Here is a 13394-nt window from a genome sequence, read left to right on the forward strand (position 1 = left end):
ACAACTATGGCTAAGATTCGTACAGGTAGAGTGGGCGAGCAGATCAAGAAAGAAATAAGTCTGCTCATCCAGTCTGAACTGAAAGATCCACGTATCGGCTTTATTACGGTAACGGGAGTCGAAGTGACAGGAGACTTGTCGCAAGCCAAAGTTTATCTGAGTGTCTTCGGTGAACAGGAACAAAAAGATAACACGCTGAAAGCTCTGGCAAAAGCAAATGGATTTTTGCGTTCCGAGCTGGGCAAACGTATCCGGTTCCGGCATGTTCCCGAGTTGATATTTAAGATTGACGAATCCATCGCGTATGGCAGCCGAATTGAGAAGCTGCTTGGCGATATTGGTTCCGACAAGAACGAATCCCAGTAACAGAATAGAGGAGACGGCAATGCACACTTATGAACAGGCGCTCCAGGCCGGAAAGCAATTTCTGCTGGAGCATGATGATTACCTGGTCGTGTCGCATGTACAGCCGGACGGTGACGCAGTCAGCTCGACGGTAACGGTGGGCTGGCTGCTGTCATGTCTGGGTAAGACATTCACGATGATTAATGAAGGTGAAATCCCTGGGCGCATGCAATTTTTGTGGGAAGCAGGCAACATTGTGAACATGACCGAACAACCACCGCAGCGAAAATATAAAGCTGTTATCTGTGTGGATTGTGCAGACTTTGCCAGAGTAGGTTTGACACGTCATTATTTTGAAGATGATGCTGTTATCTTGAATATTGATCATCACCCTACAAATGACGGTTATGGTACAGTCAACATCATTAAGTCTGATGCTGCTGCAACGGCTGAAATCTTGTTCGATTTTCTTAACCTGTTCCAAGTAACATGGGATAAAGATGTTGCGACGGCAGTTTATACAGGATTGCTTACCGATACAGGTGGATTCCGCTATGCGAACACCAGCCCAAATGTAATGACAACGGCTTCCAGACTGCTTGAACATGGCGTGGATGGACCCTATCTCGCCCAAACCTTGTTGGAGCAGGTGACTCTTCCGCAAGTTCGGATTTTGAATCAGGCACTATCAAGCCTGCAGATGACAGATGATGGAAAGATAGCCTGGGTTGTTATTACACCAGATGATATGGTGGCTTGTGGAGCAGCTAATGAAGATCTTGAAGGGGTAGTGAACTATCCGCGCAACATTCAGGGCGTGGAAGTTGGTATCTTTTTCAAAGTCATCAACGAGAATGCAGTCAAGGTTTCTTTGCGTTCAGCTGGTAAGATTGATGTTGCTGCACTAGCACAGACCTTTGGCGGAGGCGGGCATGTGCTCGCAGCCGGATGTCGTCTGGAAGGCAGACTTGATGATATTGTCGCAAAAGTGCTGAAGCAGGTGAATTCACAATGGTAAAGCCATTTGAAGGTGTACTTCCGGTATATAAACCGGCGGGATTTACTTCTCATGATGTTGTAGCCAAAATGCGTCGCATTCTCAAAATGAAGCGCATTGGGCATACGGGCACACTTGACCCACAAGTTACAGGCGTTCTGCCGCTCTGTCTCGGACGGGCGACACGTGTGGTGGAGTACATGCAGGAGCTTCCGAAGGAATATCTGGCTACGCTGAGATTGGGACTGTCTACTGACACAGAGGATATGACAGGGGAAGTCATTGAGCGGGCTGAAACGACTGTGGAAGTAACACAGGAACAGGTTCAACAGGTGCTTGAGCAGTTTCTGGGCACGATCTCACAGGTACCACCTATGTATTCTGCGGTAAAGGTAGACGGCAAACGTCTTTATGAGCTTGCTCGTGAAGGTAAGACGGTAGAGCGTAAGAGCCGTGAGGTCACAATCTATGAGCTCGAACTTACAGGGATTGAGACTCAGGGTGAGACCACCGATATATCCTTTCGGGCCTTATGTTCAAAAGGTACTTATATTCGGACATTGTGTGTAGACATTGGCCGGCAACTTGGATATCCATCAACCATGGTTCAACTTGAGCGTACGATATCGGCAGGTATCTCTGCAGATCGTTGTCTTCGTATTGAAGAAGTGGAACAACTTATGGCTGAAGGGACATTGGCGGAGGCGCTGATTCCTGTTGACGAGGCTATTGCTTTAATTCCGGCCCACAAGGTTGGAGAAGAACAGGCCAAAGGAGCACTGCAAGGTCAGAAACTGTCTGCGCGTCTTCTGGAACCGCCTGTAGAGCAACCTGGTTTATTGCGGTTGTATGCTCAGGATGGTACGTTTCTGGGGATATTTGAACGGGATGAACTAAAACCAACGGTGAGGGCAGTTAAAGTCTTTTTGCCGGAATAAAGAGGTTTCGGGCTTGGAGTTGTGGTGATGCTCAAGCTTGGCCTATCTAGTGAAATGCAGGTGAATGATTGTGAAAACCGTAATGCTAACCTATCCGCAGACGTTACATTCGACTGAGCTGAGCACACTGCCCCAAGTGCTTGCGATTGGTCAATTCGACGGACTGCATCTCGGACATGCAAGTGTCATTTTATCAGCTGTCCGCATTGCGCGGGAAACGGGCATGCAGGCAGCGGTCATGACCTTTCATCCACATCCGAAGGAAGTTATGCGCAAAGGGGATTACGAGGGTTATTTAACTCCCTTGAGAGATAAAGAAGACATCTTGGCAGGAATGGGCGTTGATGTACTCTATGTGGTGGAGTTCAATGAAGATTTCTCACGGTTGACGCCGCAACAATTCGTACACGACCTGTTGATTCCTCTTCAGACAAGAACAGCGGTGGTGGGTTTTGACTTCCGTTTTGGTCACAAGGGTGCAGGGGATGAACAACTTCTTCGTACTTTGGGAGAAGGAGAGATGACGGTGGAAACCGTTCCTCCTTTCTTGTTAAATGGTGAAAAAGTGAGCAGTTCTCTCATTCGTGGCCTGTTGAAGCGTGGGGAGATGGATGAGGCCAGTCAGTGGCTTGGCCGACCTTACAGCATCAGAGGAACTGTCATTCACGGGGAGAAGCGTGGACGAACGATTGGATTTCCTACAGCGAACCTTGAACTCACGGATCATTACGTTACCCCGTCGAAGGGTGTTTACGCTGTTCGTGTGCAGTATGGCGAACAGGAACTGCATGGCGTAATGAATCTCGGTGTGAAACCTACGTTTCACGAAAGCGGGATGAAACCTACGTTTGAAGTGCACCTGCTTGATTTTGATGGACACTTGTATGACCAGGAACTAAAGGTTGAGCTCGTTCACTATATTCGTGCAGAACGAAAGTTTGACTCCATTGAGGCATTGATTAGCCAGATTCGTGAAGATGCATTAACTGCCGGCCGCCTGTTATCTTAAAGGTTCAGGATTAAATGCATGTTTACATTTACTTTAACTAGGCAATTATGATATACTGTACTACGTTGTCGATTGAGGCAACATTAACCTTGGCTTGGTTGCTTGCTCTCACCGGCGGTGACGAGGCTAATGGCGATTATATTGAAGGAGGTGAACAGGATGGCATTGACTCAAGAACGTAAACAACAACTGATCGACGAGCACAAAACTCACGAGTCCGATACAGGATCTCCAGAGGTGCAAGTTGCTATCCTTACGGAAAACATCACAAGTTTGACAGACCACTTGCGTACGCATAAGAAAGACCACCACTCACGTCGTGGACTTTTGAAAATGGTAGGTCAACGTCGTAAGCTTTTGGCTTACGTGAAAAACAAAGATGTTAAACGTTACAGCGCACTGATCGAAAAACTCGGATTGCGTCGTTAATTATCGTACATGTTTTCAAAATCAACCTGGCTGTTATCCGTCATTCTTTTGTCTAAAAGGACAAGCGGAACTTACAGCCGGGTTGTTTTGTAGATGAACATGTTGCCATATATTTGTAGATGGGGCTCCGTGAGGAGCTTTTGTTGTGCAGGTTAGCATGTTGAAAGATCCATACATAGCTAATGAATGCAGGACAAGCAGGAAATACTGTGAATATGCAGAATCCATTGAATTAGGAACGAATAAAAGGAGGGGTTTCATGGAACAGCGTGTTGAAATGCAGCTTGGTGGAAGAAAGCTTACGCTTGAGACCGGGCGTTTGGCCAAGCAGGCTAATGCTGCCGTTAAGGTAACATACGGGGATACCGTGGTATTGTGTACCGTGACAGCATCAAGTGAGCCGAAAGATCTGGACTTTTTCCCATTAACGGTGAACTATGAAGAAAGATTGTACGCCGTAGGTAAAATCCCGGGAGGATTTATTAAACGTGAAGGCAGACCGAGTGAGAAAGCCATTCTTTCAAGCCGTCTGACAGACCGTCCAATTCGTCCTTTGTTCCCGGAAGGCTTCCGGAATGATGTACAAGTTCTGAATATCGTTATGAGTGTGGATCAGGATTGCGAACCGCAAATCGCTGCAATGATTGGTACATCAGCAGCATTGAGCATTTCGGATGTTCCATTCAGCGGACCGATTGGTGGCGTGAAAGTGGGACGTATTGATGGCGAGTTCATCATTAACCCAACGATTGCACAGCTTGAAGTCAGTGATATTGAACTGGTCGTTGCAGGAACCAAGGATGCCATCATGATGGTTGAGGCCGAAGCAAACGAAGTTCCGGAAGAAGTGATGCTCGAAGCAATCATGTTTGGACATGATGAGATCCAAAACATTATTGCTGTAATCGAACAACTCGTCCAAGTTGCTGGAAAAGAAAAAATGGCTGTTAAGTTGCGTACCGTTAATGCTGAAGTTAACAACAGTGTGCGTGAATTCGCCAGCGCTCGTCTGGTCGAAGCGGTTAAAATCGCCGAGAAGCATGCTCGTCAAGATGCAATCGATGTAGTGAATGACGAAACCGTTGCTCACTTTGAAGAGAAATATATCGAAAGTCCGGAATTGTTCAAAGACGTGAAGGAAGTTCTGCACGATATCGTCAAAGAAGAAGTGCGCCGTCTGATCACGCATGATAAAGTTCGTCCGGACGGACGTGGACTTGCTGAAATTCGCCCAATTGAATGTGATACATCTCTGCTGCCACGTGCACATGGTACAGGACTGTTTACACGCGGTCAAACGCAAGCACTTAGCGTTTGTACACTTGGTGCACTGGGTGATGTTCAGATTTTGGACGGAATCAGTCTTGAAGAAACGAAACGATTCATGCATCACTATAACTTCCCACCATTCAGCGTAGGCGAAGCGCGTCCATTGCGTGCTCCAGGTCGTCGCGAAATCGGACATGGTGCTCTGGGTGAGCGCGCGCTTTCTAAAGTGATTCCTTCCGAAACGGATTTCCCATACACGATTCGTTTGGTATCTGAAGTTCTGGAATCCAACGGCTCATCATCTCAGGCAAGTATCTGTGCCAGCACTTTAGCTATGATGGATGCAGGTGTACCAATCAAAGCTCCAGTTGCGGGTGTAGCTATGGGTCTGATCAAAGATGGAGATCATGTATCCATTCTGAGTGATATTCAAGGTATGGAAGATCACCTCGGTGACATGGACTTTAAAGTAGCTGGAACACCTGAAGGTGTAACTGCAATTCAAATGGACATCAAAATTGCTGGTATTAATCGTCAAATTTTGTCTGATGCATTGGCGCAAGCCAAAGAAGGTCGTATGCACATTTTGGGCAAAATGAACGAAATTTTGAAAACTCCACGTGAGCAGTTATCACAATATGCGCCTAAAATTACAACGATGCATATCAATCCGGACAAAATCCGTGATGTTATCGGTGCAGGTGGTAAAATTATCAATAAAATCATCGAAGAAACCGGTGTTAAAATTGATATTGAACAGGATGGACGTGTCTTTATCGCTTCTTCTAACCAAGAGATGAATGATAAAGCCAAAGCGATCATCGAAGGTATTGTGCGCGAAGTATTGGTCGGCGAGATTTATGTCGGCAAAGTAAAACGCGTAGAAAAATTCGGTGCATTTGTTGAAGTACTTCCGAACAAAGAAGGTCTGGTACACATCTCGCAACTGTCAACTGAACGTGTTGCCAAAGTGGAAGATGTTGTAGCTATCGGTGATTCCATTACGGTAAAAGTAACGGAAATTGACCCACAAGGTCGAATCAACTTGTCCCGTAAAGCAGTTTTGACTGCTGAAGCTCCGGCTCAATCCTAGGATACCGAAGCGACAGGTTATAAATGGATAGATTGAATGAAGAGACAGAATGTGAATTTCTGGCTCTTTTTTTAACGTTTAAATACGTAAAGCAAGGATGAAACCATGGCTTAGCATTCATATTTTTGCCCTTGTCCTCATATGATGGGGACAAAGACGGCGGGAGGATGGAGCTGTGGGAAACCAATCCAAAAAGCTGGCGGCTGTTCTGGCGGGTGTGACTGCGGTCATATTGATCGGACAAGTTGGCAGTGTACGTACATACATTACGGAGATCCGTGATGGGCCAGGTACGCAAAATGCTTTTGACATGTTTAAGGAAGCAACTGGAGAAGATGCGCTGTTGTCTGCGATTCGGGATAAAGCGGCTGAAACGAAAATTGCTTCGGTAAATGCTAGAGTGGATCGGGTATGGAAAGCGATTCCTGGTTATAATGGCATGGAGATTGATGTGGAAGCGACATACCGTAAAGCGCTGAGTGGAACGTTGAATACCAAAATAGCGTATGTCTACCGTCAGATTGAGCCGGAGATCCAGCTTAAGGATTTGGGTGCACATCCGATCTATCGGGGGAATGCAAACAAACCGATGGTTTCTTTTATGATTAATGTGGCGTGGGGGAACGAGTACATTAAACCGATGCTGGATACGCTCGATGCCGAGAAAGTGAAGGCTACTTTTTTTCTGGATGGAAGTTGGTTAAGCAAAAATGTTGAACTGGCCAAAGAAATTCAGAAGCGTGGGCATGAGATGTCCAACCATGCATATTCTCACCCTAATATGAGTCGATTGAGCGCAGAACGGGCCAAGCTGGAAATTAGCAAAACCCAGGATCTACTCCATAAAACACTGGGCGTAGAGAATCGTTGGTTTGCTCCGCCATCCGGTGACTTTAATCAGAAGACCGTTGACATTGCTTCATCCATGGGACTGCACACCGTGTTATGGACAGTAGATACTGTGGATTGGCGTAAGCCAAGCCCGGATGCCGTTGTTGCCAAAATTGCAAAAAATACCGAGGCTGGAACGTTAATTCTAATGCACCCTACAGCTGCTTCTTCGGGAGCTTTAGAGGGCATGATTCAATCCATACGGGCCAAAGGTTTGGTGCTCGGAACAGTAAGTGAGACGCTGTCTTCGGAACGTGTAAATACGTCTGCGGTTGAGTGAACGTTGTTTTTTTGTTAATATCAAACAGTTGGAACCAAATGTCGATTTCAATTTCAAGGTTGAGATCAAGGCAATTATAGAGATGTAGGAGGGCCAACCATGAAAAAAATTCAGCTGGGCAATGGCCTCAGAGTTGTCATGGAACAGATACCGACCTGCCGTTCTGTGTCTTTCGGAATATGGGTCAAGACAGGTTCGCGCAATGAGCAACCTGCAAGTAACGGAGTATCACATTTTATTGAACACATGTTATTCAAGGGAACAGATCGTTATGATGCCAAGGCGATTGCGGAGCAGTTCGATGCGATTGGCGGTAACGTGAACGCATTCACTTCCAAAGAATACACGTGTTATTATGCTAAAGTATTGGATGAACATTTGCCGATTGCGGTTGATGTATTGTCTGATATGTTTTTCCGCTCCAAAATGGATGATGGTGAATTGATCAAGGAGAAAAACGTCATTCTGGAAGAAATCTCGATGTATGAAGATACGCCTGATGATATGGTTCATGATCTGATGGCCTTGGCCGCCTATGGTGAGCATCCACTCGCATACCCAATCCTGGGTACAGAAGAACGTCTCAAAGCGATGGATTCCAGTCATCTGCGTGCATATATGAAGGAGCACTACACGATTGAGAATACAGTCATTAGTATCGCGGGTAATATTGATGACAGTGTAATCGATCTGATGGAGAAGCATTTTGGTGCTTTTGATGTAAATGGAGTAACGGAAGCAGTCACGATGCCAGCCTTCCAAAGCGGACAGCTCTTTCACAAAAAGAAAACGGAACAGAATCATATCTGTATCTCGTTCCCGGGCTGTAAAATCGGAGATCCGCTGCAATTCGCTATGGTTGTTCTGAATAACGCCATTGGTGGAGGCATGAGCTCCAGACTGTTCCAGGAAATTCGTGAGAAACGGGGTCTTGCGTACTCCGTGTATTCCTATCATAGCTCTCATGCAGACAGCGGACTTTTCACGATATACGCGGGTACAGCACCGAAACAGACCAAAGAAGTGCTCGATCTGACCAAAGAGGTTCTACGCGACCTAGCTGTTAACGGCTTGTCCGAAGATGAACTTCGTAAAGGAAAAGAACAGCTGAAAGGCAGCTTGATTCTAAGCTTGGAAAGCACAGGCAGTCGCATGAATCGTCTGGGTAAAAACGAGCTCATGCTGGGCAGACACCATACACTGGATGAGATGATTGCCAAAATTGAGCAAGTTACCATGGACGATATTAACGCGGTACTTGATCTGATGTTTGCTGAACCTTTTGCACTTGCTATGGTTGGCGCTTCAGATAAAACGATCGCTGGATTGAGAAGGGATGATTTTGTTGCATTACGTTCAAATACAGAAACTGCCGGGCAATGAAGATATTAAACTGCCTCAAAAAATGTCGGAGCTGGCATCCGGCTTTGATGTAGTAGCTGCACTCCAGGAAGATGTTGTACTGCAACCGGGTCAGCGTACGCTGATTCCTACCGGACTTGCGATGGCAATGCCAGCTGGATTGGAAGCACAGATCCGTCCTCGGAGCGGACTGGCTTTCAAACATGGTATTACTTGCCTCAACACACCGGGGACCATTGATGCAGATTATCGCGGAGAAGTTAAAGTGCTGTTGATTAATCTGGGTCAGGAACCGTTCACGATTGTACGGGGAGAGCGCATCGCACAGATCGTCTTCCAGACCGTGCCTGCGGTTGAATTGACGGAAGTGAATGAACTTTCGGAAACGGTACGTGGTGAAGGCGGATTCGGTCATACAGGGAAATAAGCAGCGTAAATATACTCATTCTTTAGAGTCGTCCCTGACAGGGGCGGCTCTTTTTTACGTTTGAGAAACAGACGGTGGAATGCAATTATTGTTTTCACCCCCCTGTGGGCCCCTGCATACGATAAGGCATACATGTGGTGAAAGGAGTGACGTCCCGATGCTGACCGGAGTCCGGATTGTAGTCCTGGGCGGAGATGCGCGGCAGCTTGAAGTCATTCAAAAGTGCGCTGAGCTGGATGCAACGGTAAGTGTGGTGGGTTTCGATAAAATAGAGCGTTCCATTCCAGGGATCGAGCACCAGGAACTGGAGGATGAAGTGTTTGCTTCCGCAGATGTACTTGTACTGCCTGTCGTCGGTTGCGATGAGCAGGGAAAAGTAAGTACTTCATTCAGTGACACACCGATCTATTTGAAAAAGGAACATATTGCAGCATTACCAGAGCATTGTATTGTGTTCACAGGTATGGCAAAGCCGTTCTTGCGCGAACTTTGTCTTGAAAATGGGCTGCGACTTGTTGAAGTACTTGATCGTGATGATATTGCACTTTATAACTCTATTCCAACAGCTGAGGGAGCCATCGCCATAGCTATTCGGGAGACGGACTTCACAATCCATGGTTCGGAATGCATTGTGCTTGGCATTGGTCGAACAGGATTCACAATGGCCAAAACACTGCAGGGACTTGGAGCAAATGTGCGGGTGGGAATCAGGCGGGAAGAGGATGCTGCCCGCGCTACAATAATGGGCTGGAAGCCTTTCATGACAACGGATTTGGCCGCTCAGACCGGGGAAGTTGACTTGCTTTTTAATACGATACCGACTATGATAATCACAGCACAAATCCTGTCCAGAATGCCGCAAAAGGCTGTCATTATCGACCTCGCATCCGCTCCTGGCGGCTGTGATTTCAGGTATGCCGACAAACGCGGTATCAAAGCGCTACTTGCGCCAGGCCTCCCCGGCATTGTTGCTCCCAAAACGGCTGGCGGCATTATTGCCGACGCGTTGATCCGTTTGCTTTTGGAAGAACAGAACGCACGGGAGGTTAAATCATGAACTGGCAGGGAAAAACGGTAGGTTATGCAATTACGGGTTCTCATTGTACGTTTGAAGAGGTTATGCCGGTAATTAGCCGCTTCGTAGCTGAAGGTGCCAACGTCATTCCAATTATTTCGAATTCGGTTCTGACGACGGATACACGCTTTGGTACGGCGCAAAATTGGCAAAAACAGTTGAAAGATATAACAGGTAATGATATCATTTCTACAATTGTTGAAGCGGAGCCATTAGGGCCTTCCAAGCTGCTTGATGTGCTGGTTATTGCTCCATGCACAGGGAATACAACAAGCAAGCTGGCTAATGCGATGACCGACAGTCCAGTGCTAATGGCAGCCAAAGCGCAGATGCGCAATCAGCGTCCGCTTGTGCTCGCGATTTCCACGAATGACGGTCTGGGCTTGAATGCTGCGAATATCGCCAAATTGCTTGTGGCTAAATACTTGTATTTTGTGCCATTTGGGCAAGACGATCCAGTGAAAAAACCAAACTCGTTAGTCGCCAAAATGGAATTGATTCCAGAGGCTTGCTGGAGTGCTCTTGAGGGCAAACAGTTGCAGCCGATGATTGTGGAGCGTTCTTCACAGGCTTGATGGAACAATGATTTGGTGACAACGTTTATGCGCTTGGAGAAATGAAGAAGGGTTCGAGAGACAAAGAAAATCATGGGGGACGATATGCTGGATTGAACAGCTACTATGTCCACGTTCCTGTCTATAAGGCATTCCTGCTTGCGGGCAGTACAGGTTAAGCAAGCGGGAGAGGTCTATTGTGAATGTATGCATCATGACCTCGATAACAACCGCGACCTTTGATTTGCGATTGTCCAAGACAATTACAAAAAATAAGGAGCGGCATGGAATGCCGTATAAAATGCTGAAATTATCGCATCAGAACGCTCCCTAGAGTGATCCATTTGTTGATTTGACCCGTGTCCAGTCTTCTTGCGTACACAAATGGAGGAATAAAGATGCGTATCATGGTACAGAAATTCGGAGGCACGTCTCTCTCCACTGTTCAGGCGAGAGAGCATGTGCTCCGTCATGTTAAACGTGAACTTGAAGCAGGATTGAGTCTGGTCATCGTTGTGTCTGCGATGGGGCGCCGCGGCGAGCCATATGCGACCGATACGTTGCTGGACTGGGCTGCACAGAACGGAAACGCACTATCCGCACGCGAAAAGGATTTACTGCTGTGCTGTGGTGAAATCATATCGGCGACAACGTTGAGCAGTTTACTCGAACATGAAGGCATTCCAACTACAGTGCTGACCGGTGCACAAGCAGGTTTTGTGACGGACGACAATTTCGGGAATGCCCGGATATTGGATGTCCGTCCTGTTCGTGTGTTGGAGCAGCTTCAGCTTGGCCGTGTCGTTGTTGTAACCGGATTCCAGGGGCAGACAGAGAACGGAGACTTCACGACATTGGGTCGTGGGGGAAGCGATACGTCTGCTACAGCTCTCGGTGCAGCATTACGTGCTGAAATGGTGGATATCTACACAGATGTGAACGGGATACTCACCGCTGATCCGCGAATTGTTGAGGATGCACGTCCACTGACTGTTGTGAGTTATGCAGAGATCTGTAACATGGCCCACCACGGGGCCAAAGTAATCCATCCACGTGCGGTTGAGATTGCGATGCAATCCCAGATTCCAGTGCGGGTAAGATCTACTTTTGCAGACACGGAAGGAACGCTGGTTACGCATCCGGAAGGATTCCAGGATGTGCAGACAGGCATTGTTGACCGTTATGTAACAGGCATCGCCTACGTGAGCAATGTAACGCAAATTACGGTGGATGTGCCTGGTGGTGCAGATCGATTGCAACTAAAAGTGTTCAAAACCATGGCTGAGAATTCAATCAGCGTTGATTTTATTAATGTTACCCCCTCGGGAGTTGTCTATACGGTTTTTGACAGTGATTCCGAGAAAGCAATACAGGTATTGCAGGAGATAGGTCTCAAGCCACAAAGCCTGTCCGGTTGTGCCAAAGTGTCCGTCATTGGCGGAGGCATTAATGGTGTACCTGGAATCATGGCTCGAATCGTGGAGTCCTTGACACTGGCAGACATTCAGATCCTGCAATCGGCAGATTCGAATACAACGATCTGGGTGCTCGTAAAAAAAGAAGATATGGTTCAGGCCCTGAGGGCACTTCACGCCTCATTCGAACTTCATTTGTAAATAACTGAAGTTAGGGGAGCCAAACCTGTTTTGAAGGAGGAATCGAATTGGACTTTGGAAGATTGATTACAGCAATGGTCACTCCGTTCAATGAACAAGGAGAGATTCATTGGGAGGAAACGGCACGTCTAATCGACTATCTGATTATAGATCAAAAGTCGGAGACGCTTGTGGTTTCTGGAACAACAGGGGAGTCTCCAACACTTAGTGATACTGAGAAAGTTCAATTATTCGAATTTGCAGTGAAACATGCGGCCGGTCGGTGCAAAATTATAGCCGGAACGGGAAGCAATAACACGGCACATTCCATCCATTTGACACAGGAAGCTGAACGTGCCGGAGTGGATGGCATGTTGTTGGTTGTTCCGTATTACAACAAACCTAGCCAAGAAGGTTTGTTCAAACATTTTGAAGCGATTGCAGGCTCCACCAAGCTGCCAATTATGCTCTACAACGTGCCTGGGCGTACAGTAACCAGCCTGTCAGCAGAGACAACGCTTCGTCTTGCACAGATTCCTAACATCGTCGCTACGAAGGAATGTGCGTCTATGGAGCAGGTTACGCTGATTGCAGCAAGTGCTCCAGAACATTTCAGAGTTTATTCCGGTGATGATGCTTCAGGCTTACCAGCGATTGCAGTTGGCGCACATGGAATTGTCAGTGTGGCCAGTCATGTTGTAGGGGCAGAGATGAAGAAAATGATTGATTTGTTCTATGGTGGATCACCTCTTCAGGCTGCTCAGATTCATCAGCAGCTGTTCCCGGTGTTCAAAGGCCTGTTTGATTGTCCACAGCCTCTACCGAACCCGGTAGCGGTGAAATATGCGCTGACATTGCGTGGTTTGAACGTTGGCTCCGTACGATTGCCCCTTATTCCGCCAACGGAAGAGGAGCAGGTTTATATCAAAGGTTTGCTTAATTTGTAATCATTTTGGTTGTATATGGACTATTTTATTAATCATGGGAATATCCTTCAGATCAGCAAAAGAACCGCTCCTCTTCGTAGAGGCTGCGGTTCTTTTTTTTACGAGTAATGTGAGGTTTCTTTTCCACTGCTAAGGGGAAACCTACAGGTTAACGAGAGAGTGACTTGTTTTTTTTGTTTTTAA

The 13394-nt window shown here is 46.9% G+C and carries 13 protein-coding genes; all 13 read left to right on the forward strand.

Features of this window, described 5'->3' with window-relative positions:
• The first annotated feature begins 6 nt into the window (after window positions 1–6).
• The 13 genes from rbfA to dapA all read left to right on the forward strand — a co-directional run bounded on the left by rbfA (window position 7) and on the right by dapA (window position 13211).
• Window positions 7–366 (forward strand): 30S ribosome-binding factor RbfA, encoded by a 360-nt coding sequence (gene rbfA, locus BS614_RS15240; protein WP_017689140.1) that lies wholly within the window; start codon window positions 7–9, stop codon window positions 364–366.
• Window positions 367–385: 19 nt separating this feature from the next.
• On the forward strand, window positions 386–1363 hold the full coding sequence (locus BS614_RS15245) for a DHH family phosphoesterase (protein WP_074094582.1): 978 nt from the start codon (window positions 386–388) through the stop codon (window positions 1361–1363).
• On the forward strand, window positions 1357–2280 hold the full coding sequence (truB, locus tag BS614_RS15250; protein WP_074094583.1) for a tRNA pseudouridine(55) synthase TruB: 924 nt from the start codon (window positions 1357–1359) through the stop codon (window positions 2278–2280). Before BS614_RS15245 ends, truB begins: the two co-directional genes overlap by 7 nt.
• Before the next feature lie 70 nt (window positions 2281–2350).
• A complete protein-coding gene (locus BS614_RS15255; RefSeq protein ID WP_036671020.1) occupies window positions 2351–3289 on the forward strand; it encodes a bifunctional riboflavin kinase/FAD synthetase in 939 nt (312 codons plus the stop codon).
• A gap of 159 nt (window positions 3290–3448) precedes the next feature.
• Window positions 3449–3718 carry a 30S ribosomal protein S15 gene (gene rpsO / locus BS614_RS15260; protein WP_017689136.1) on the forward strand — a complete coding sequence of 90 codons (270 nt, stop codon included), beginning with the start codon at window positions 3449–3451 and terminating at the stop codon, window positions 3716–3718.
• Window positions 3719–3977: 259 nt separating this feature from the next.
• On the forward strand, window positions 3978–6080 hold the full coding sequence (pnp, locus tag BS614_RS15265; protein ID WP_074094584.1) for a polyribonucleotide nucleotidyltransferase: 2103 nt from the start codon (window positions 3978–3980) through the stop codon (window positions 6078–6080).
• 175 nt (window positions 6081–6255) lie between these two features.
• Window positions 6256–7251: a polysaccharide deacetylase family protein gene (locus tag BS614_RS15270; protein ID WP_074094585.1), complete on the forward strand. Its 996-nt coding sequence runs from the start codon at window positions 6256–6258 to the stop codon at window positions 7249–7251.
• A 99-nt stretch (window positions 7252–7350) separates the two neighbouring features.
• Window positions 7351–8634, forward strand: coding sequence for a M16 family metallopeptidase (locus BS614_RS15275; RefSeq protein ID WP_074094586.1), 1284 nt, complete (start codon window positions 7351–7353; stop codon window positions 8632–8634).
• Window positions 8594–9040: a dUTP diphosphatase gene (gene dut, locus BS614_RS15280; protein WP_017689132.1), complete on the forward strand. Its 447-nt coding sequence runs from the start codon at window positions 8594–8596 to the stop codon at window positions 9038–9040. Before BS614_RS15275 ends, dut begins: the two co-directional genes overlap by 41 nt.
• A gap of 157 nt (window positions 9041–9197) precedes the next feature.
• Window positions 9198–10097: a dipicolinate synthase subunit DpsA gene (gene dpsA, locus BS614_RS15285; RefSeq protein ID WP_017689131.1), complete on the forward strand. Its 900-nt coding sequence runs from the start codon at window positions 9198–9200 to the stop codon at window positions 10095–10097.
• Window positions 10094–10690, forward strand: coding sequence for a dipicolinate synthase subunit B (locus BS614_RS15290; protein ID WP_062833836.1), 597 nt, complete (start codon window positions 10094–10096; stop codon window positions 10688–10690). The genes dpsA and BS614_RS15290 overlap by 4 nt, the downstream gene beginning before the upstream one ends.
• 377 nt (window positions 10691–11067) lie before the next feature.
• Entirely contained in the window at window positions 11068–12285 is a 1218-nt protein-coding gene (gene dapG / locus BS614_RS15295; protein WP_017689129.1) for an aspartate kinase, read from the forward strand.
• A 74-nt stretch (window positions 12286–12359) separates the two neighbouring features.
• The gene (dapA, locus tag BS614_RS15300) at window positions 12360–13211 is read left to right on the forward strand and encodes a 4-hydroxy-tetrahydrodipicolinate synthase (protein ID WP_244898337.1); all 852 of its coding nucleotides are present in this window, start codon (window positions 12360–12362) and stop codon (window positions 13209–13211) included.
• The last annotated feature ends 183 nt before the right edge of the window (window positions 13212–13394 follow it).

This window comes from Paenibacillus xylanexedens, assembly GCF_001908275.1.
GTDB classification, from domain to species: Bacteria; Bacillota; Bacilli; order Paenibacillales; family Paenibacillaceae; genus Paenibacillus; species Paenibacillus xylanexedens_A.